This window comes from Mucilaginibacter psychrotolerans, assembly GCF_004519315.1.
In the GTDB taxonomy this organism is placed as follows: Bacteria; Bacteroidota; Bacteroidia; order Sphingobacteriales; family Sphingobacteriaceae; genus Mucilaginibacter; species Mucilaginibacter psychrotolerans.
Map to the genome: position 1 here is coordinate 112,923 of NZ_SOZE01000002.1, position 21,916 is coordinate 134,838.

Here is a 21,916-nt window from a genome sequence, read left to right on the forward strand (position 1 = left end):
TAAAATAACAAATAGCTGTATGTTCAATGCCGGTACAACAACCATTTTAATACCATAAAAACACCATCACCAAGCCGCCAAAAGATGGCAATCAGCCCAAAGTATATTCGTTTTCGCCGAAGGTGCTTGCAAATACAGAATGGTATAACAAGAGTGAGAATGGTGTTGATAAAAAATGACTGCCCAACCTACTTTAGGTAACGCTTAAGAGTATGAATAAGTGAATCTGGTGAAATCCCTTTAGCAACAATTTTACCGTCGGGCGCAAGCAAAAAATTATACGGTATGCTGTCTGCCTTAAAGGTATATACACTTGTTCCGGTCCAAACATCTTTGTCAATGACTTGGTGCCAATACAATTTATTTACGGATACATAGGCCTTCCAGTCGTTAACGTCCGGATCCAACGCAACACTAATCATCTGAAACTTCGCCGGACTAAACAACGCTTGCGCTTTCCTTTGTTGCTCAATAAAAGGATAACATTGAGGGCACCAGGTAGACCACAAATTAATGAGGCAGACTTTACCCTTACATAAATCTGTTGTAGATAAGGGTTTTTGCAATGTGTCTGGAAGCACCAATCCTGGCAACACATCACCGACATTGTATTCAACCGTCATTATATTAATATATTTTTGAACCTTACTTTCTAAGGCCATAAATGGCCGGTAATGCCCAAAGCGCCTGTGCGCTTTTTGCATAAAAGAATGCAATTTACCATAATCTTTCCCGAAGTCTACGGAATTATACGCCACCATAAATGCTGCGCCACTTTTAACAGTATCGGCATAGGAGATAGAATTCATGGTATATTTATAAAGTAGCGACATACGCTTTTGCTTTAACGACACCAATGTATCCAAAGCATTTGCGCGGTAGGCGCTATCCAAAGAATGGCCGCACTTAGTGATATCCCTGGCAATGTATGCTTGCCTGGAGTTAAATGCCAAAAGACTGACAGTAGCAGGCGAGTTGGAAACATCACTACTCCGTTTAAAATAATCAACATTTACAATTGTGTTGGTGGTATCGCTAATGATACTCACTGTGTAATTGTTAAAGGTTGACGTAATATCGTAAAGGCGGTCTTCATTAGAATGCAATTTCAATACCACCCCTGCCATACTCTCTTTGATAACAGCCGAATCTACAGTAATTTCCCTTTCATCACCAAAGGGCTTCCTGATAACATAAATTTTTTCGCCCGGCGCAATCCTAGGATAAATAGTTACAGTTCTCTTCAATGGGTCGGTTGTAACGCAGGAGTAGAACAATGAGCCTACCATACATACAACAAGAAAAAAAGCGCGGTTGTAATATAACATAATAGATGTAAATGCAAAAAGCTATCCGAAGATAGCTTTTTGCATTATAAATGGCTCAAATTTTATTGTCTAACCCATTTTTCGTAAATCTGACGAGTCCAACCAGTTTGACCCGCTGAGCCAACACCGTATCCATAGTGGAGAAAGAAGGTTTTAGATGCAGCATCGTAAGTGTTATTGTAAGTAGAGTGTACAAATCCATTTGTACCGGGAGTAGAAGGCGACCATGAACCTGTTGCACCAGGCTGGTCTGATGTGAAGAAACCAGATTGTGCACCGGTTGGCGTAGCACCAGCAGGAGCATAATTACTTAAGGCTGAACCATTTACGTCAAAGTCGACATAATAGTTAGAGCCACCTAAATCGCCCAATGGAATCTCTACCCTGACAGCGCTAACTGTAGACATCTTCTTAGTAGAGTTAAGCGCACGCCCTGCACTAGGGTGGAAGAAATAGCCTGTTGTAGTATAGCTAGCCTCGTAAATGTTCTTGGCGATAATTCTGTACAACAATGTACCGAAATTCCCACTTACACTACCAGAAGAAGCGGAAGTAATAGAAATAGGCAATACGTAAGCTGCGTTAAAATCATAGTCCGCAGTGTTTAATTTCAGTGTGATCATTACAACTGCTTTCCTTTGGCCTTTGGGTATAACCACTGATGCAGGAAAGGTTACCAAAGAGGTGGGAATTTGTACGTATGAAGTCTTTACAGCAGCATTGTAAGTAGCGATAGCAGCAGTATTAATCCCTAAGTTAACAGTAACATCCGTTGGAGCTGCAGTGCTACCACCGTATTGAACTGTAATCGGCATTTGCGCAGAGGCTACAGCGTCAAAAGAGCGGTTAAACACGTAAAATGGAGCACCAGCAGGTGATGACCATACCTCACCTACCGTACCATCGCTACCTGATGTTGAAAACGACACAGTAGACGGCGATCCATCAGGATCGATATTGGAGGTCTTGTCTTTCAGACAAGATGTTAAGCCGGCAAGACTAACCGACAATAACGTTAAGCATATAAATTTTTTCATCGTTTACTTTTTTAAAATTAGTTAGCGTCCCAAAATAATCTAGACGTATATACATTAATACCGCTTGGTACATTACCCGGGTTGTAAGTGTATTCCGAGCTTGGATATTGAACCCTAACCGGTAACCTGTCTGTACGGGTAGACTGTGAAGTAACAGATGCAAAAGAGGTGTTTGCAGCAGTACCAGTGGTAACAGGATAGCCTGTTCTGCGGTACTCGTTCCATGCTTCGTGCCCGTGTATAAAGTTTAGCGCTATATATTTCTGAGTGATAATTGCCTCTAATCTTTGTTCGTTCGTGGCAGCAAGGTTATAGTTCGCTAAATAGGCTTTGGCGGCACCTGCGTTTTCTAACTGGTAAGCGGTAGCATCTTCTTGTGGTGTATTATCCGCAATAGAACCACTTACGTCCTTTTCAAGGTAGGCAAATGATGCCGCAATACCCGCGTCGAAATTAGCTTGAGCTGTTCCTGCGAGCGCATAACCCTTTAAGGCTGCTTCTGCTAAAAGGAAATGGCTCTCTGCAGCAAGGAATAAAGGAGAGCCCATCGTACGGCCTTTTAAGACACCAACCGTGTTTGGGGCATTCGCGTAATTAGTACCGCCGATATACCATGCTGGTGTTCCGGATGGTGCGTTTGGTGGAGTGGCATCGTTACCTAGTTGGTTATTTGGTACAGTAACGCCGTGGTAGTAAGTTAAATCGGCACGAGTATCGTCCGTAAGCTTACCGCCATTATAAAACTGCAAAACATATGTAGATGGGATAAACTGACGGCCAAAACCACTTTGTGTCCCACCAGCGTTACTGTGGTAAGTGTTCCAAATTGGATTTTGCTTACCGTCGGTTACAATATAACCGGGGTTAATAATGGCATCGTCATTTAAAAAGCCATCTGCTGTATTAAAGCTGCCCAATTGCGTAGTTACGTAAGAAGAAAGGCTTGAGCCAGATGCACGGATCAGTATGCGCAATTTAATGGTATTGGCAAGTTGTTTCCATTTTTGCATATCGCCATGGAACATAATGTCGGCACTGCTAATATTTAACTGCGTACCTTCGTCAGCAGCATTAATATCAGCAATAGCTTTGTTTAATTGAACAATCAGGTCCTGATAGATAGCTTCCGCTTTATCATACTTCGGTGTTAAAAAATCTGCACCTTGAAGTGCTTCAGAATAAGGAATATCGCCATACTGGTCAACCAAAAGCTGGAAGTCGTAAGCTTTCATAATACGCGCTGCAGCGTTAAAATATGTAGAAGTAGCTACGCCTTCTGTTTGGCTAAGGATATATTGATAATCTCTCAGGTTATTGTACATAGATGTCCATAAACCAGTCTGTTCACTTGTAGAATAGTTGTAAGTAAATATAGTGCCCCAACCACCATAGCCACCAGCATTTACTTCGTATCCAACTGTTTGAGCACCATAATTGTGATAAGTAACATCTGTAGAAGATGCAGTAACAGCTAATGCGTTTGGTAAAACGTATGTAGGTGTAGAGGACGTCGCCTGGTTTGGATTAGTGTTGATATCCAAATACTTCTTGCACGATGTAAATGCAAGCAAGCAGGTGCCGAATAAAATTGAACTTATATATTTTTTCATTACTTTATGATTAGAATGTTAACGAAAGTGATGCACCGTAGTACCTGGTTGGAGGCGTTTGGCCTAAACCGGTGATACCAATTGCGTTGCCATCTGTGTTGCTATAATCCGGGTCTGTAAATTCATTAGTTTTTGGAACCCATAAGAATAGATTACGGCCCTGTAAACTAATAATTGCATTCTTGATAACCTTGGAGCCAGCCAGTATTGATTTTGGCAAAGTATAAGATAAAGATACCTCTCTCCATTTCCAGTAGTTACCAGAATAAACATAATTAGAAGTTACGTTACGGTTAAAACTTCCGCTTGTGAAGAAACCTGCACCACCATCCTGTACTTCTACATTGGTGTTTGGAACGTAAGTATTACTAACAGGATCCAGGTACGAAGAGTTAGGGAACACAAAGCGTTCGCGATCATAATACACAGAACGTAATGAAGAACCAGAGAAGTCTAAAGAACCGCCCGATTCTGAATACTGTGAATAGGAACCACGGTATTCGAACAACGTAGTAAAGCGTAAACCTTTAAACCTCACTTCAATATCTACACCAAGACGATGTTTAGGCTGGGCGTTGCCTAAAACTTTAACTTGTGGATCTACCTGTGGGTAACCAGTGATACGATCAACGATAACACGGCCCTGGTCGTCACGTAAGTAGTCGGTACCAAGCAATACCGGGAAAGGCTGATTTTCGATCGCATACGAGTTTGCGCTACCGTTAATGCTTAGGCGCGGTAGGTTTGCATTAATCGATTTAACATTGTTATTTAGATAAGTATAGTTACCGCCAATGGTTATTGATAAACCACCTGACGAACGAATAGGAGTGAAGTGTAAAGCACTCTCTATACCGCTATTCTGTACTTCACCTGTGTTGATGAGGTAAGATGTAAAACCAGTAGAGTTACTGATAGTAGTTTGTACAGTTTGATCAGTAGTACTTGATTTATAATAAGTAACACTACCGTCAATTCTGTTGCCTAACAAGGTGAAGTCGACACCAACCTCAAACGCTTTTGTGATCTCTGGCTTAAGATCAGGAGATACTAATACTGAGCTTTGTGAGAAACCGCCTAACGAACCATATGGGAAACCTGAGGTTGGGCTGAAAGTTGGTAATAACGAGTAAGCACCGTAAGGGTTACCTGTTGATGACTGCAAGTTTACGTTACCTACTTTAGACACACCAGCACGTAGTTTCAATACATCAATAACTTTGCTTTCTTTGATAAAAGAGAATGCGTCAGATGCTACAAACGATACGTCTGCTGCCGGATAGAAAAATGAACGATTTTTGGGAAGTAATACCGAAACCCAGTCGTTACGGCCTGTAACGTGCAAGAACAAATAATTCTTGTAGCCAACAGTTAAGTCGCCATACACGGCTTGCTGCCTTGCCATATAATTGCCTTCGCTTGCCTGTGCCTCACCTACACGGTTGCTTACATTGTATAAGCCCGGAATAAATATTGAGCTTGCACCAACACCAATTGATTTATATGAATTTTGTCGTAAAGATCCTGCAGCAATAAATTTCACAAGGAAGTCACCAAATTCTTTACGCAGCCTGGTTTGGAACTCAGCATTGATCTGAACATCAGATAGTGAACCGTCAGATTCTGAACCAGCAATATTTGATTTTGATGTATAGGTTTCAAGCGCATAAGGTGTAAACAGGAACTGACCCGTGTGTGCCTTGTTGTACTGGCTTCTGCTAGACAACCCAGCACGACCGGTAAAGCCTAACCAATCCAATGGATCGTAGTTCAGGTCAACATTGCCAGTAAGGTAGTTGTTACGGTTTAAGTTACGATTGTTATCTATGGTGAAATAAGGGTTAGCATAGTAACCGTTATAGTAACCATTAGGGTTTGCGTAAGGATTGTTTACGTAATCTTTGTAAGATAACAATGGAATTTGAGCAGGAGTTTGCAACAATTGGTCGTAAACAGTACTTGTTGCAGTAGTTAGGTCTGATGTATTCTGAACAAAACTCACAGCATATATAGCTTTCAATTTGTTACCAAAATCTCTTGTACCGTTCAACCTTACAGAAGCACGTTTGTAATTATCATTATTGGTAGTACCTTTAGTATTAAGGTATTGACCACTAAGGAACAATGTGGACTTTTCGTCACCAGAAGATAATGAGAAGTCTTCCTGATTGGTTAAACCACTTTGCCAAAAGTTGTATTTATCCCGGTTAGCAGTGTAAGGCACTGTCTGTACGCTACCATCCTGAAATGGAAGACCAATTTGCCTTAGGGTGCCATCAAAACGGGGACCATATTGCTGGTTCTCAATAGGGTCGTACACCTGCGTGTTTGAGGAAGAACCCGAACCAAATTCGCTTTGTAACTTTGGATAAAAGCTCACCTGCTCTACAGTAGATAAATGAGAAGCTTTTATTTCTGTTACACCTTTTTTACCTTTTTTAGTTGTAACAACCAATGCACCATTAGATGCATCTGAACCGTAAAGAGCGGCAGCACTTGCACCGTTAAGCACGGTGATGTCGTCGATATCTTCTGGGTTTAAGTTACCCAACACAGAGCTCGGTGTGATTACATTATCTAAAACCAATAAGGCCTGGTTGTTACCTGTTAATGAACGGTTACCACGTAGCACCAAACGATAGGTTGGATTAACACCACTGCTCACGGCATTAATTTGTAAACCAGCAACTTTACCTGTTAAACCAGCAGCCACAGTTGGCGCCTTGCCTTGAGTTAATTGATCACTCGTAACGCGTGTGTTTTGATAACCAAGTTCACGGGTTTTTCTTTGGATACCACCGGCAGCATTAATTACAACCTCGCCAAGTTGCTTAGCATCACCCGCTAGGGCTACATTAAGCACATTACGTTCAGGAGCACTAATGGTCTGCGACGCAAAACCAATAAAGGCAAACTTTAAAGTTACCGGCCCTGAGCCAGAAACCCTAAGAGAATAAGCACCGGTTGCATTGGTTTGAGTACCAATTGCAGTACCAGGAACTGTTACCGAAACCCCAGGAAGCGGAAGACCGTCATCCTTTGAAGTAACCGTACCAGTGATAACTCGATTTTGTGCGAATCCCTGCGTTACGCATAACATCAGGAAACACAAACTTACTAGTAGAAGTTTTTTCATGTTTGTTAATAATAAGATCAGTTAATAGTTAATTAATCATAAAAGTAGTGTTACGCTATCAATAAATCAAATAAAATGTAAAAAAAAGGATGATTTTGTTAAAAAAAGTGAAAAAATTAAAAAAAAACAAATCAATCCAGTACTATGCATTGCATAATACATTCCTAAACATATATCTTTGCATTATGATTGTTGAGAACACCCAAACCCAAATGAGGAAAGGCATACTGGAGTATTGCATCCTTTCTGTTATAGCAAAGGGCGAGATATATGCATCGGACATAATTGCCGAGCTGAAGAAGGCCCGGCTGCTGGTAGTTGAGGGTACTTTATACCCCCTGCTAACACGATTAAAAAACAATGGCCTGTTATCCTACAACTGGGTAGAGTCTACCTCGGGGCCGCCCCGTAAGTACTATGTGCTTAGCGATGAGGGCCGTAAAGTATTGGAACAGCTTGATACCACTTGGCAGGAATTAGCCTTCGCTGTACAAACCGCCATAGGCGACCGCAAAAATTAATCACCATCCTTTAATCACCACCATCATGAATAAAACGATCATCATCAATATAAACGGCATGGTTTTCCACATAGAGGAAGATGCCTACGAGATATTAAAAGCGTACATGTCGGCCGTAACGCGGCACTTTATGAATTCGGCCGATAGCCTGGAAATCACTACAGACATAGAAAACCGCATCGCGGAGATGTTCAACGAGATTTTGCAGCGCGAAAGCAAGCAGGTTGTAGTTGCGCAGGATGTAAACGCCGTTGTGCAGCAAATGGGCTCTGTAGAAGATTTTGAGGCCGAGGAAAACGGCGGGGCCGCCGGCCCCGCATTCGCATACGCCACCGAGAACCGCCGCCTTTTTCGCGATGCCGACGACCACCTGGTGGGAGGGGTATCTGCCGGTATATCCAACTACTTTGATATAGATGCAATTTGGGTAAGGCTTGGCTTTGTTTTGCTGTGCGCTGGCGGTGGCATTGGCCTGCTGCTATATATCATCCTTTGGATAGTTGTACCTAAGGCGATTACCCGTGCCGACCGTATGGCCATGAAAGGCCAGCGGCTGGATCTGCAAGGCTTTAAACAAAATTTTGAAGAGGAAATTAGCAGCGTAAAAGGCAACCTGCATGCCCTAAAGCACGAAGCCAAACCCCTCGCTTACAAAACCCGCGATTTTGCCGGCGATGTATTCACCCATTTCGGTACTTTTATTGGCGGCACCGCACGGCTGTTGCTTAAAGTAATAGCCATTGCGCTTTTAATAGGCTGCTTTGCCGCCATGATTGGGCTGGTTATTACCATAATTGCTTTTACGGCGTATGGCAACACCACGCTTGTTCACTTTTTCCCCTTCAATATTGTTAACCGGGAGGCTAACACCACTTTCTTTATCTGCGGTTTCCTTACGCTGGCTATGCCATTGCTGGCCATTATACTGGTTATCATCAACGCGGTATTCAATGGCCGCACTATTGGCCGTACAACCGGCGCTGCATTGCTGATGGTTTGGGTGGTTGCTATAAGCATCGTAATATACCAAAGCACCAAAGCACTTACCAATTTTAGAGAAGGTGCCAATTTTATACAAACCATCAATATTAAACCGCAAGCAGACAGCACTTATTACCTAAAGCTGAACGACATCAAATTTCTTACCCGCGAGGATAGTATACGGCTGGAGATAAAAGACAAGTTTGATGGCCGCATTATCTTAGACAACGACAACGATAACAATATGGATATGCCGGATAAAAACATCCATATCACTATTGAAAAAAGCGATGTAGCCCAACCCGTACTAACCGAATGGTTTAGCGCCCGCGGCCGTAACGATCAGGATGCACTGGCTAACGCACGTGCTATCATCTACCAGTTTAAACAAGAAGGCAATGTGCTGAAATTTAACCGCCGCTTAGAGAAACCAGCCGATAAATTCTGGCGGGCACAAGAGTTGCACCTTACCCTGAAAGTGCCGATCAACTCGAAGCTGGTGATAGATCAGTCCCTCGATAGGTTTATAGAGAGCGCAAGCGTTTGGCAATGCAACCGCGATAACAAACGCGAGGGTGCCCCATCGGCCAAATTCGTGATGACCGATAACGGCCTGCAATGCAAAATCGACACCCTGGTGCTTCCCCAAATTAAAAAGGCCGCTATCACCATAGATACTGCAACAACAGGCGAATAATGAAACCCCTTATCAAGTACATAAGCCTGCTGATGTTCAGCGGGCTTATATTACCTTTTTGCGATTTAAAATTCCAACAAGCGCAGCGGTTTTTGTTTCTCCAAAAAGCAGCGCAATCCATTAAAGCACAACCGCAAAAGCCTGCGGTCCAAGGCGTCCTTCTCTGCCGCGAAGTGCTGGAAACGCTGTTCCCCGTATTAAAAAGTGAAAAAAGCATGTAACCTTCACTGCTGTTTTTGCATCTAAACCGTAAACAAGGCCCCGGCCGTTAATACAAACGGCGGGATTAAACAGAAACCATGCAAAACAGCCATATAACCACTTCCCAAAACCCTGCTGCAATTTGATAGCACGGTACTAAACTCCAATTACTTACTAAACAAAAAAAATTGAGGGCCACGCCCCCAAGGGATTCCTATTGCTAAATTTTTACCCCCTATGAAAACCATCATCCGCCAACTATATATATTAATGTGCTTGTTGTCATGCGCAACAGCATATGCCCAACCCCAAATTACCGCGCCGCAAACACATACCATCACCGGCTCGTTGCTGAACGAACAAGGCAAGCCTGTAGATTATGCTACCGTTACACTGCTGCGCGCCAAGGACTCTACCGTTGTAAAAGGCACCCTAAGCACCGAGACCGGCACTTACATTTTCGATCATATTGCAGCAGGCAGCTACATCATTGCGGTAACCAATCTGGGCTACGCTAAGGCCTATAGCGCCGCTATAGCGGCAAACGGCAATCAACCAACTGTTGCTGTACCTACCATAAAAATGCAGGCCAACAGCCGTAACCTGCAAACGATAACCATAAGCGGCACAAAACCCTTGATAGAGCGCAAGATAGACCGCACCGTGATGAACGTAGAGAACAGCGTATTGGCAGCAGGGAACACCGCACTGGAAATACTGGCACGCGCCCCCGGCGTATCCCTCGATAAAGACGATAACATCAGCCTGAAGGGCAAAGAAGGGGTAACTGTGATGATAAACGATAAGCTCACCTATCTTACGGCAGCGCAATTGGCTACACTTTTGAGGTCTACCGATGGCAGTACTATCAAATCCATCGAAATCATTACCAACCCGTCGGCCAAATACGATGCAGCAGGAAACTCGGGTATCATTAACATTAAGTTGAAAAAGAACACACAATCAGGCACCAACGGCAGCCTCACTGCTGCTGTTGCTCGCGGTAATTACTGGCGCGAAAGTACCAACCTGAATTTAAACCATAAAGAGGGCGATTTAAATGTATTTGGCTCATTTGGCCGGGGCGATATCAAACGCGATCATGATTTGAGTATCAACCGCGTAATCACCGACGGCGCAGGCAACAACACCTACTTTAACCAAATATCAAAAATGCCGGGCGTAAACCATTACAACAACTACCGCCTCGGTGCTGATTACGACCTCACACCAAAACATACCATCGGTTTTGTGTTGAACGGTTATTCGAACACCGGCCGCGACGATAACAATACCTCTACTATTATAGGCAGGCAATTTGGCGTAGCCGATTCTTCGCTGCGCACTACATCGCTTGTAAACCAATCCTATAAAAACTTTGCACTTAATTTAAACGACCGCTATAAAATAGATACCGCGGGGCAGGAAATCAGCTTCGACCTGGATTACTCGAAGTTCCGGAACAACGCTAACGCCGATTACCACACCGATTACTTTTTGCCCGATGGCAGCACCCAGCACGCACCGCAGATATTGCGCAATCAAACACCCTCTACCATATCTATATATACTGGTAAGTTTGATTACACCAAACCCATCACTAAAACCATTAAACTGGAAACCGGCGCTAAATTCAGCAGCGTAAAAACGGATAACGACCTGCAGGCCCAGATAGTAAGCAACGGCGTGCTGATAAACGATGTAAACCGCACCAACCGCTTTATTTACGATGAGAAAATAAACGCTGGCTACATTAACCTGAACAAGCAGTTCAAAAAAACATCTATTCAGGTAGGTTTGCGCGCAGAGCAAACAAAATCTAACGGCAACCTCATTGGCAGCAGCCCGGTAAACCGCAGCTACCTTAATTTTTTCCCAAGCGTATTCATCAACCAAACGCTAAATGATAAAAACGAGCTGAATTTTTCGTACAGTCGCCGCATAGATCGCCCGGGCTACGATGACCTTAACCCCTTCATCTACTACCTGGATCCATACACCTATAGCCAGGGCAACGCGTTCTTAAACCCGCAATACACCCAAAATTTCGAGCTGAATTATACTTACAACCACAATTTGAACGTAAGCCTGGGTTACAGCCTTACTACCGATGTGATTACCGAACTGATATTAACACAAGGCAACAAGTCTTTTGAGACGCATCAGAACTTAAAAACTCAGAAAAGCTACAATGTCAACGTGAATACACCTTTCACCATCGCCAAATGGTGGACCGGTAACATCAACGTAAACGCGTTTTACCTGGGTTTCAACACCGACTCTACCTCAATAGTGAACTTTAACGACGGGCAATTGGCAGCACAGGGTAAATTAACGCAAACCTTTACCTTCGGTGCTTACCGCTTTGAAGTGCTGGGTGATTACCGTTCGCCGTTAACTTACGGCATTTATAAAATAAAAGCCCGCTACTCTATTGATGCCGGCGTGAGCCACTCGTTTGCCGCCAAAAAACTGAATGTAAAACTAGCTTGCGACGATATCTTCTTCCTGCGCCGCAACGACCTAAGCAGCCATATCGTAAATAATAACTTTGATATTAAGCAACGAAACGATAGCCGCGTAGTGCGCCTTACGCTCACCTATAACTTTGGCAACAGTGCTATCAAAAGCCGACAGCATCGCACAGGTGCCGATGATGAAAGCAACAGGGTGAAGGGGTCGAATTAAACCCACAACTAGCTGTCCGCTGAACTCCTTTTTAGAAGGGCCGTTTCATTGCCACAACTATTATTACACGGAAAGCCGATCTGATAAAACGGATAGGCTTTTCTGCTTATGAGTGTTTTTTGACGTTGAACCCTACCGTTTCCTGGGTAAAGCCTATAAAGAAAGGCTGCCGCCTGAATATTTAATAAGCCTATTTAAATAAACAAAGCCCACATTACACTTTTTAATTTGTGTAATGTGGGCGCTTTAAGCTTTTTAAAACCAATCGATTAAGGGATATGGGGACCTACTGCCCCACCATAAACACGGCATTACTAAAGAGTAGCTTGCCATTTTCCCAAAAACTGCGGAACAGGGGGTTATCAGCCATTAAGATAACCGAGCCCCGGCCCATGCTTTGCACGCCCAGCAATAAGCCGTTGGCTATCCGTTGCTTAGATTGCGCACCAACGAAACCCGATACATAGGCGTCTTTTTTGATGGTGCCCACGTTCCAGCCATCGTCGCCAAGCAACTCGTAAATATCGTCGTTCATTTTCAGCGTGTAGTAAAAGTTGGGCAAGCCAAAACCCAGCGGATGCGTATTATCCAAATTCATTTTGAATATGGCACCAGGGATTCCGGTAGATATTGCATCGCGCTCCCGGTTGGCATAGATCCTTACCGCTGCGGCATCTTTCTTATCGTCTTTTTTGCCTTCTTTCAGCTTAATGCCGAAGTCCTTTTTATCTGCCAGTAACGATGCGGCATTCTCCATCGCTATCAGCCTGCCGCCGTCGCGTATCCAGGCCATCAATTTATCAGATGGGAAGCCATCATAACGCCCGTCAGGGAAAATCATCACATCGAAATCCGACAGCCTGCTGCGACCAAGATCCTGATACCTTACCAGGCTGATAGGGTAACCTATCTGCTGTTCAAACAAATGCCAAACCTCACCCATCGCTTCGGAGTTCACGCCATCGCCTGCCATCAGCGCAACGCGTGGCTGTTTGATGAAATGCACCTCGCTGGAGCCGATGTCGTTACCCTTATCCATAAAACCAGTGGATATTGGCGTAAGCTCGTGACCCAGTTCGGCGGCGACTTGCGTAACCACCTGGTCAAAGTCTGCACGGTCGTTACCTGCGCGGGTCACCAATACGGATCCTGCCGGGAATTTCTTGCCCGCAATTTCAAACGGCGTTTCAGAGTAACGAGCTTTAATACCTTTCTTCATAATGGCTGCCAAAAACCGTACATCCGCTATCGATTGCCAGGATGAGATATAGGCATAAGCATGCGTATTTTGTAAGGCGGCTGGTTTTGCAACATTCCAGCTTGCAGTTGCCGGTTTAAGCGATTCTTTTAACCCATACGCACGCAGGCCATACGCATAAGGTAGCGCCCAGGCGGTAATATCATAAGTGGCCGAATCAGCAATAAATGTGGTGGGTTCCATCAAAACGTTAAGCAATACCGCTTTGGGCTGATAGGCGTTTATCACCAGATCATTAGCATCCACATTATACGTTTCACTTTTACCGCTGAAGTAATCGTAGCCGGTAACTGTTTTAGTAGACAAGCCGTAGCCGTATTGTATGCCGTTACGCGCCAGCAATTTCGCCAACTGGTCTACCTTTTCGTTATTGTCGTTCCTAACCACATACGTTTTGTACGCGCCCGGCGGATTGGTCCTGGCGTTATCGTAAAACTTCTTAAACTCTGTTAATAGCTTAGTGGCATTATCAGACGTGGTTTGAATAGTGCTGATAGCCGTAGAGTGGTGGTGTGCCACGCGTTGTACCAAGGTTAAAGTATCTCCGCTGCGGGTAACTACTGCCAGGCCGGCGCCAATGCCGCCTTGCTCGTAGGTCATCCCTATCGAACCATTATACAGCGGGTAGGTATCACCGTACGATGGGTACAGTAAATCGAACACCTGCTTGGTAAAATACATCCAGCCGTTCTTATCAAAATCCTTGGCGTTGTTTTTACCTATAGTAACCTGAAAATCGCGTTGCCATTGCGTAATATCTTTATGGTACGGTTCTGCAGCGGGTGCAAAATAATATGGCGCGTTATAACCCTGTTCATGGTAATCTACATGCACCTCTGGTAACCATTGGTTATAAAGACCAACCCGGTTCTGGGTTTCTTTTTGTGCCTGCCATGACCAGTCGCGGTTCAGATCGAAATAGTAATGGTTCACCCGGCCACCCGGCCATGGCTCCATGTGTTCGCGCGCGGTTGGCGTTGGGTCGGGCTTCGCGCCTTTAACCGAGTTATAAAAATTCACATAGCGATCGCGGCCATCGGGGTTAAGGCATGGGTCTATCACCACCAAAGTGTTCTTCAACCAGTCTTTATTGCGGGTGTTTGCCGGGTCAACCAAATCAAAGAGCGTCCACATCGCAGCCTCGCTCGAGGCTGGCTCGTTACCGTGTACGTTAAAGCTTAACCATAAAATAACCGGCGCATTGGGCAAATCCGCCTTTCCGCTTTCTATGCCCGCCAGTTTTAAGTTATTATGGCGAATATCCTCCAGGCGGCCAATGTTCTCGTCCGAAGCAATGAACATGGCCAGTTGTGGCCTTCCCTCGTTGGTTGTACCAAACTGCTGCAGTTTTACACTTTTTGATGCTGATGCAATATATTTAAAGTACTCCACAATGCGGTAATGCGGCGTAAATTGTTCGCCGGGCTTATAGCCTAAAAATTGCTCGGGCGATTGTATGGTTTGGGCAATAGCAGCCGTAAAAGACGCAACAGCTACGAAAACGAAGAGTAATCTTTTTATCATATGATCTAACTTGGGAGGATGCAATGGCTAATATGAGGAATTTTTTTGATGTGCTGATATGCAGATTTCAAATGTGCAGATGAAACAAGTAAATGTTTGGTTACAAGCTCGAATTTCTAATATTTTTAGCATTTTACATTCAAATTCCATAATTTGCACATCTGAAATCTGCATATTTGCACATCTAAACTTATCTGCACATTTGAAATTTGCACATCTATGACTCCGTTACAAGCCCTTCAAAAATATTTTGGCTACAGCAACTTCAGGCATTCGCAGGAGGCCATTATACAGCATGTGCTCAGCAAGCAGGATGTGATGGTGCTGATGCCCACCGGCGGCGGCAAATCTCTTTGCTACCAACTACCAGCGGTATTATTGAATGGGCTTACCATTGTGATATCCCCGCTGATTGCGCTGATGAAAGACCAGGTAGATAGCCTTAACCTCAGCGGCATCCCCGCAGCGTTCCTAAACAGCAGCCAGGACCCTGACGAGCAAAAGGATATCGCTATCCGGTTGAAGAATAATCAACTACGTTTGCTATACGTTGCCCCTGAGCGTTTATTCGGGAAGGATGACCGCCTGATGACCTTCCTGAAAACACTGGAGGTGGTGCAGATAGCTATCGACGAGGCGCACTGCATATCGCAATGGGGGCACGATTTCCGGCCCGAATACCTCATGCTGGCGGGTTTAAAGAACGAATTCCCAGGCGTGCCGGTAATCGCTTTGACCGCAACCGCCGATAAACTCACCCAAAAAGACATCCTGGATAAACTGAACCTGCACAAACCGGCGGTGTTTATCTCCTCGTTCAACCGCGAGAATATTACCTACCGTGTCAATCCAAAAAACAACAGCTTTAACCAGCTCATCAATTTTTTAGGCCAGCGCAAAGAAGAGTCGGGCATTATCTACTGCCTTTCGCGTAAGTCTACAGAGTTATTAGCGGATAATTTAAAAGACGAGGGCTTTGCTGCCGAGGCATATCATGCGGGTTTAACCAACGACAAAAAAGCCAAAAATCAGGAAGCATTCCTTCGGGATGATGTAAAGATTATCGTTGCGACGATAGCATTTGGCATGGGTATCAATAAATCGAACGTGCGGTATGTGGTGCATATGGATCTGCCCAAAAACATCGAAGGTTATTACCAGGAAACCGGTCGCGCGGGGCGCGACGGCCTCCCATCGGATGCCCTGTTGCTTTACTCGCCGGGCGATGCTATCAAGCTGCGCAAATTTGCTACCGTGGAGAATAATGCTGAGCAAAGCGCCATTATGCTGAAGAAGCTGGACGATATGGTTGGTTATTGCCAGCTGCATGCCTGCCGCCGCCAGTACCTAATGCAGTATTTCGATGAGGCCTTCCCCGATACATGCGGCTCCTGCGATTACTGCCTGAGCGAATTCGTGAAATTTGATGGCACGCTCATCGCGCAAAAGGCCCTTTCGGCGGTAACACGGCTCAAAGAACGTTTTGGGGTTACGTATATCGTTGATTTCCTGCGCGGGTCACGCAGTGAAAAAATATGGCCCGAGCATAAAGAATTGAAAACTTATGGCGCAGGCGCAGATATCAGCAAAGCCGACTGGCAGCGTTACCTGCGCGAATTAATTGCTATGGGTTACCTGCGCGTTACCGATGATGCCTATGCATCGCTGAAGCTGACGGCAAAAAGCGAACTGGCATTAAAGGGCCTGCAGAAGGTAGAGCTCATTTCCTCGCAAACTACCGACGAGAAAGAGATTGCTCCGCTGGATTTCGAGGCTGATTTACTCAACGCCCTGCGCAAAAAACGCCAGGAGATTGCTGTAATGGAAAACCTGCCTCCTGATATTATTTTATCTGACCCTAGTTTATTGGAAATTGCCACTTACCTACCCCAAAAGCTGGAGGAATTGCGGCAGATATCCGGCTTCGGCGATATTAAGCTGGCGCGATACGGGCGTGAGTTTTTGGCTTTGGTTACGCAATATTGCACGCAAAAGAAACTTGAATCGCGCATTGGCCAGAAAACACCAAAACGCGAGCGCAAACCTAAAAAAGAACAGATATCAGAAACCGCAAAAGCATCGCTGGCATTGTTTAAGCAAGGGCTTTCGGTAACCGATATTGCGCAGTTACGCAGCCTGGCAGCCACCACTATCGAAGGGCACTTAAGTGTTTTTGTACAAAGCGGAGAACTGGATGTATTTACGTTTGTTAAAGAGGAGAAGATACCGGCGATAAAAGATGCGGTTGAAAAATATGGCAATGAACGATTGGCGCCGTTGAAAGAGATTTTAGGCGAGGATTATACCTACGGCGAGATACGGGCAGTAATTGCCTGGCTAAACCGGCAAAGTAAATAACAATTAAGATGACAGCTGCAAAACTGATTATCCTGAATGCTGAAGAGGTGCGCCGCCGCAGTATTTTGCTGATGGAGAGCATACCTGCCGATGTGATACACTGGAAGCCCGATGAGGAAGCCATGTCGATCATTGAAATGGTGCGACATATGCTGGAGTCGGAATACATCTACAGCATTATCGTACAAAATGGCGGCAATTTAGGCGAGGAATTTGTTTCGCCCTGGGAGGGCAGGCCGTTTACTACTATCGCAGATGAAATAGCGTTTTCTACAAGCTATCACCAGCAATTTATACAGGGCCTTCGCAATTATTCGGCGCAGGATTTGGCCGGGATAGAAATCAACCGCGAGGAACGGAACCAACGGCGCAAACTGGGTGATTATTTGCTGCGGATTGCTTATCACGAAAGCGTACACGCCGGCAATTTGCTCTCATAATTAAGAATCCTTAATATTGAACGCCCGGATATCTGGGATTAATATTGCAACCATGGCCACTACAGAAGACATTTACCAACTTTACCTGCAGCACCCTGTAATCAGTACCGATACGCGTAAAATTGCGCCCGGCAGCCTATTCTTTGCCCTAAAAGGCGATAAGTTTGATGCCAATACCTTTGCCGAAAAAGCGATAGAGGCGGGTGCTGCATACGCCATTATAGATAACCCGGCATATGCACTTGGCCAAAAATACATTCTGGTAGCCGATGGCTTGACAGCCCTTCAAGAACTCGCCACTCATCACCGCAGACAATTGCACATCCCGATTATCGGCCTTACCGGCACCAATGGCAAAACGACCACCAAGGAGCTTATCAACGCGGTATTGTCGCAACGTTTCAATACACTTGCCACAGAAGGCAACCTCAATAACCACATTGGCGTGCCATTAACCCTGCTTAAAATTACGGCAGAGCACGAAATGGCGGTGATAGAAATGGGGGCGAATCACCAACGCGAGATTGCGCTGCTTTGCAGCATTGCCCAACCCTCGCACGGGCTCATTACCAATGTGGGCAAGGCGCACCTGGAAGGTTTCGGCGGTGTGGAAGGTGTTAAAAAAGGTAAGGGCGAGATGTATGATTATTTAACCCCACAGCCCCCTGAAGGGGATGCTTTTGAAAAGCACAATGGCGTTGCCTTTATTAATAGCGATGATGCTGTTTTAATGGCTATGAAAGATGAACGCGGGCTTAGCAGCGTAATTTATTACGGTAAGAACGATCATTCGGACAATATCGTAAGCGGCAAGCTGCTGGATAGCTCGCCATTGCTGATTTTGGAGTGGAAAGATAATTTAGAGGGCGGTACCTACACTGTAGCTACCCACTTAACAGGTGCCTATAACCTGGATAATATTTTGGTGGCTATAGCAGTCGGCTCAACTTTCGGGCTTTCGCCGGAAGAGATAAACGCAGGCGTAGCGGGCTACGAACCAAAGAACAACCGCTCGCAAATATTGCACACAGCAAACAACACGCTCATCTGTGATTTTTATAACGCCAACCCCAGCAGCATGTTTGTAGCCATCGAAAATATGGATAAGATGCAGAGCGGCCATAAAGTGCTGATATTGGGGGATATGTTCGAAATGGGCGATGAATCAGCTGCGGAACATGCCGCCGTACTCCAGAAAGCAAGAGAAGCAAATGTGAATGAAAGGATCTTCATCGGGAAAGATTTTGCCTCCGTTTCTCCTACCGCTGATGAGTCACTAACTGCTGATAAGCCAACATTCTATCTAACCGCCGAAGATGCGATGGTTGGGTTGAAAAGGAACCCTATCACCAATGCTACTGTGCTAATAAAAGGTTCACGCGGGATGGCTTTGGAAAGATTGGTGGCCTTGTTTTAATTAGGGATCTATTTTAATTTTTGACATGAAAAATATTAAAACCACTGAAACAGACTATATAAACGCATCTCCGGCAATGATAGCGCGAATTGAACTGGCAGATATAGCTATTGCTGCCGGCAAGGGCATCAAAATAAATATCAACGAATTCTTCAGTAATGGCCCCGTAAGGAGTGAACTATTATTGAGTCGTCGAGCACCTCGTAAATAATCCTGTGTTCCAAATTAATCCTCCTCGACCATAACCCAGCCCAATTATATTTTAATTCTTCGGGCTGGCCAATACCCGTGAATGGGTTTTCTTGAATTGCCTGAATTAATTGTGTTATTTTTTTCTGCGCCTGGATATTGCCGCTCTTTTTCCAGTAGATAAGGTCGGCTAATGCCTTATCCATATACCTTACTTCCACAAATCCTCTGTTTTGATTATGGTGCCTTTTCCTTCCCTTGCTTGCTTACGGCTCTCATCAATTTTAGCCATAAACTCAGCATCGTAAGTCCTATCCAAATCTGGTTCTTCCTCAAAAGGTATTTGCATCGCTTCTAAAACAGCTCTTACCGCCTTTTCCTGTGCTTCAGTTATTGGATGTACTGCGTATGTCATGGCTAACGATTTAATACCCTAATCTACGATTAATTTTTTACCTTTAAACTATTTCAACCTCTCAACACCAAATCCGCCACTTCTTCGCCCACCAAACTACCCATGGCCACCCCCATGCCGTTGCAGCGCACGGCGCAATAAATACCAGGCTCTATCTGTTTTACGATGGGGCTAATATCTTCGCCGAAGCCCATGATACCGCTCCACCAATAATCAATTTCAGCATTCTGTCCGGGGAGAATAACCTCGTTAAGGTAATGGATGAGGCTTTGCTTGACGGCATCGCTATGCCCGAATTCGGCAGTTTCTTCAGCAGCGAAATCAAGGTTGCGGCCGCCGCCAAAAAGTACCCTACAATCGATATTGCGGAAATAATAATACCCTTCGTTGAAATGATAAGTCCCCTGCAATCTTAAACCTGAGATGGGTTTGGTCACCAATACCTGCCCGCGGCCTGGCACTACGTCCAGATCGGGAAAAAAGCTTTTGGCAAAAGCGTTGGTTGCCAATATTACTTTACCCGCCTTAAATGCACCTACAGAAGTTTCCAGCCGGACATGGTTATCCTCCTCTGTAACCGAGGTAATTTCGCAGCCGTTCAGTACCAGTACATCATTTTGATATACCTTATTCAACAGGGTTCGCATCATTTTACCGGTATGTATCTGCCCTTCGAAGGGGTTGTATATCATACGGCTTACCTTAGCCAAGCCAAAAGCTGCAATTTTTTCATTGGATACTGCATAAATGTCATGCTCACCTATGGCGTTCTTCAATAATTTATTAAGGTAATCAATCTGTTCTATGCACTCGTCGGCATGACGCTCTTCGCCCAGCATAAACAATTCGTGACCGCCATGCTGGTGGTAATCGATATTAGCATCGCCCAGGTTTTGCCGCAGGCGCTGCAAGCCGCGCCATTTGTGATTAACCAAACGCGCAACTTCGTCTTCGGAAGAGTGCTTTAAGGCCGACAATTGCTCGGAAACGGTGCCGAAACAGGCAAAACCGGCGTTTTTTGTGCTAGCACCGCTGGGCAGGAAGCCCCGCTCCAGCACAAGCACCTTTAAGTTGGGTTCGCGGGTTTTGAGGTGCAGGGCCGCGCTTAGGCCCACGATGCCGCTACCGATGATTATCACGTCGGCATTATCTATGAACGCAGTGCGTTCCCAGTATGAAAAGTTCGGTTCCAAACTCAAAAGTAAGGTCTGCATCGTGATTTCCTGCGTAATATGGAATACTTTTTGAAATACCCATTATATAAAAATCAATCATACGATGTTTCAATTAAATCATATACTATTATTCATCAACCCTGGCTCTGCCTGGTTATTGATGATTGTGATAGCCCTGGTGAGTTTTTTGGTGCAGATGCGCTTTAAAAGTAAATTCAGGCAATACGCCGAGATGCCACTGCTCTCAGGCTTATCCGGGCAGGAGGTAGCCGAAAAAATGCTGCGCGACCATGGCATTTACGATGTGCGCGTAATTTCGGTAGAAGGTCAGCTTACCGATCATTACAACCCCGCCAACAAAACGGTTAACCTTAGTCCCGACGTATATTACAGCCGCAGCGTAGCCGCCGCCGCTGTCGCCGCACACGAGTGTGGCCACGCCGTACAGCATGCTAAGGCGTACGCCTGGCTAAACCTGCGCTCTTCATTGGTACCGGTAGTCAACGTGGCCTCTAACCTCACGCAATGGGCGCTGATGATTGGCGTTATGCTGATGATATTCATCCACAGTACATTTGTATTGGCCATTGGTGTTGGTGCACTTGCATTGGTAACGCTGTTTAGCTTTGTTACGCTGCCGGTAGAATTCGATGCCAGCAATCGCGCGTTGGCCTGGCTGAACAATAACTACACCGTAGTGCAAACCAGCAACGAGCAGGCGCAGGCGAAAGATGCGCTTTGGTGGGCCGCCATGACCTACGTCGTCGCCGCCGTTGGCTCATTAGCCACCTTAGTTTATTACGCTTCGTTTTTGGTGAACAGAAGGAACTAAAGCAGAAGCTAGACGACAAGATTAAAGAACCAGGACATGAGCGCGCCTATTAAGTTGGTGCGCTTTTTTTTGTTCTAATTGTAACGCTTCATAGTTGCTCTCCGTCATG

At 45.1% G+C, this 21,916-nt stretch carries 17 protein-coding genes; 9 read left to right on the forward strand and 8 right to left on the reverse strand.

Annotated elements, in window-relative coordinates; genetic code table 11:
• Nucleotides 1–188: 188 nt before the first annotated feature.
• From E2R66_RS02565 to E2R66_RS02580, 4 genes are all read right to left on the reverse strand, one after another.
• Nucleotides 189–1,247: a TlpA family protein disulfide reductase gene (locus E2R66_RS02565; RefSeq protein WP_158288324.1), complete on the reverse strand. Its 1,059-nt coding sequence runs from the start codon at nucleotides 1,245–1,247 to the stop codon at nucleotides 189–191.
• A 143-nt stretch (nucleotides 1,248–1,390) separates the two neighbouring features.
• Nucleotides 1,391–2,365, reverse strand: a complete 975-nt coding sequence (locus E2R66_RS02570) for a DUF1735 domain-containing protein (RefSeq protein ID WP_133226659.1) — start codon at nucleotides 2,363–2,365, stop codon at nucleotides 1,391–1,393.
• A 17-nt stretch (nucleotides 2,366–2,382) separates the two neighbouring features.
• Nucleotides 2,383–3,975 (reverse strand): SusD/RagB family nutrient-binding outer membrane lipoprotein, encoded by a 1,593-nt coding sequence (locus tag E2R66_RS02575; RefSeq protein ID WP_133226657.1) that lies wholly within the window; start codon nucleotides 3,973–3,975, stop codon nucleotides 2,383–2,385.
• Between the two features lie 10 nt (nucleotides 3,976–3,985).
• Nucleotides 3,986–7,111 carry a SusC/RagA family TonB-linked outer membrane protein gene (locus E2R66_RS02580; protein WP_133226655.1) on the reverse strand — a complete coding sequence of 1,042 codons (3,126 nt, stop codon included), beginning with the start codon at nucleotides 7,109–7,111 and terminating at the stop codon, nucleotides 3,986–3,988.
• 185 nt (nucleotides 7,112–7,296) lie between these two features.
• Between E2R66_RS02580 and E2R66_RS02585 the strand changes: the two genes are divergently transcribed.
• The 4 genes from E2R66_RS02585 (at nucleotide 7,297) to E2R66_RS02600 (ending at nucleotide 12,199) form a co-directional block, all read left to right on the forward strand.
• Nucleotides 7,297–7,632, forward strand: coding sequence for a PadR family transcriptional regulator (locus tag E2R66_RS02585; protein WP_133226653.1), 336 nt, complete (start codon nucleotides 7,297–7,299; stop codon nucleotides 7,630–7,632).
• Between the two features lie 25 nt (nucleotides 7,633–7,657).
• The gene (locus E2R66_RS02590; RefSeq protein WP_133226651.1) at nucleotides 7,658–9,310 is read left to right on the forward strand and encodes a PspC domain-containing protein; all 1,653 of its coding nucleotides are present in this window, start codon (nucleotides 7,658–7,660) and stop codon (nucleotides 9,308–9,310) included.
• The gene (locus E2R66_RS02595) at nucleotides 9,310–9,531 is read left to right on the forward strand and encodes a hypothetical protein (protein WP_133226649.1); all 222 of its coding nucleotides are present in this window, start codon (nucleotides 9,310–9,312) and stop codon (nucleotides 9,529–9,531) included. Before E2R66_RS02590 ends, E2R66_RS02595 begins: the two co-directional genes overlap by 1 nt.
• Before the next feature lie 217 nt (nucleotides 9,532–9,748).
• Nucleotides 9,749–12,199 (forward strand): outer membrane beta-barrel family protein, encoded by a 2,451-nt coding sequence (locus E2R66_RS02600; RefSeq protein WP_133226647.1) that lies wholly within the window; start codon nucleotides 9,749–9,751, stop codon nucleotides 12,197–12,199.
• Between the two features lie 286 nt (nucleotides 12,200–12,485).
• Here E2R66_RS02600 and E2R66_RS02605 read toward each other — a convergent pair whose 3' ends face one another.
• Nucleotides 12,486–14,981 carry a M14 family zinc carboxypeptidase gene (locus E2R66_RS02605; RefSeq protein ID WP_133226645.1) on the reverse strand — a complete coding sequence of 832 codons (2,496 nt, stop codon included), beginning with the start codon at nucleotides 14,979–14,981 and terminating at the stop codon, nucleotides 12,486–12,488.
• A gap of 219 nt (nucleotides 14,982–15,200) precedes the next feature.
• Here E2R66_RS02605 and recQ point away from each other — a divergent pair, with 219 nt between their 5' ends.
• The 4 genes from recQ to E2R66_RS28650 are packed head-to-tail and all read left to right on the forward strand — an operon-like array spanning nucleotide 15,201 to nucleotide 19,407.
• The gene (gene recQ / locus E2R66_RS02610; RefSeq protein WP_133226643.1) at nucleotides 15,201–17,339 is read left to right on the forward strand and encodes a DNA helicase RecQ; all 2,139 of its coding nucleotides are present in this window, start codon (nucleotides 15,201–15,203) and stop codon (nucleotides 17,337–17,339) included.
• A gap of 8 nt (nucleotides 17,340–17,347) precedes the next feature.
• Nucleotides 17,348–17,779, forward strand: a complete 432-nt coding sequence (locus tag E2R66_RS02615) for a DinB family protein (RefSeq protein ID WP_133226641.1) — start codon at nucleotides 17,348–17,350, stop codon at nucleotides 17,777–17,779.
• 52 nt (nucleotides 17,780–17,831) lie between these two features.
• A complete protein-coding gene (locus E2R66_RS02620) occupies nucleotides 17,832–19,196 on the forward strand; it encodes a UDP-N-acetylmuramoyl-tripeptide--D-alanyl-D-alanine ligase (RefSeq protein ID WP_133226639.1) in 1,365 nt (454 codons plus the stop codon).
• A 25-nt stretch (nucleotides 19,197–19,221) separates the two neighbouring features.
• Nucleotides 19,222–19,407, forward strand: coding sequence for a hypothetical protein (locus E2R66_RS28650; RefSeq protein ID WP_192901942.1), 186 nt, complete (start codon nucleotides 19,222–19,224; stop codon nucleotides 19,405–19,407).
• Here the strand turns inward: E2R66_RS28650 and E2R66_RS02625 are convergent.
• Genes E2R66_RS02625 through E2R66_RS02635 form a run of 3 tightly spaced genes read right to left on the reverse strand, consistent with a single transcriptional unit; the run spans nucleotide 19,349 to nucleotide 21,014 of the window.
• Nucleotides 19,349–19,591: a Txe/YoeB family addiction module toxin gene (locus E2R66_RS02625; RefSeq protein WP_133226883.1), complete on the reverse strand. Its 243-nt coding sequence runs from the start codon at nucleotides 19,589–19,591 to the stop codon at nucleotides 19,349–19,351. The two genes, E2R66_RS28650 and E2R66_RS02625, sit on opposite strands and share 59 nt — an antisense overlap.
• 5 nt (nucleotides 19,592–19,596) lie before the next feature.
• Nucleotides 19,597–19,800: a DUF2683 family protein gene (locus E2R66_RS02630; RefSeq protein WP_133226637.1), complete on the reverse strand. Its 204-nt coding sequence runs from the start codon at nucleotides 19,798–19,800 to the stop codon at nucleotides 19,597–19,599.
• A gap of 53 nt (nucleotides 19,801–19,853) precedes the next feature.
• The gene (locus E2R66_RS02635; RefSeq protein WP_240049219.1) at nucleotides 19,854–21,014 is read right to left on the reverse strand and encodes an NAD(P)/FAD-dependent oxidoreductase; all 1,161 of its coding nucleotides are present in this window, start codon (nucleotides 21,012–21,014) and stop codon (nucleotides 19,854–19,856) included.
• Nucleotides 21,015–21,078: 64 nt separating this feature from the next.
• On the opposite strand from E2R66_RS02635, the gene E2R66_RS02640 reads away from it, so the two are divergent.
• Nucleotides 21,079–21,807, forward strand: a complete 729-nt coding sequence (locus E2R66_RS02640; protein WP_133226635.1) for a zinc metallopeptidase — start codon at nucleotides 21,079–21,081, stop codon at nucleotides 21,805–21,807.
• Nucleotides 21,808–21,916 lie beyond the last annotated feature (109 nt).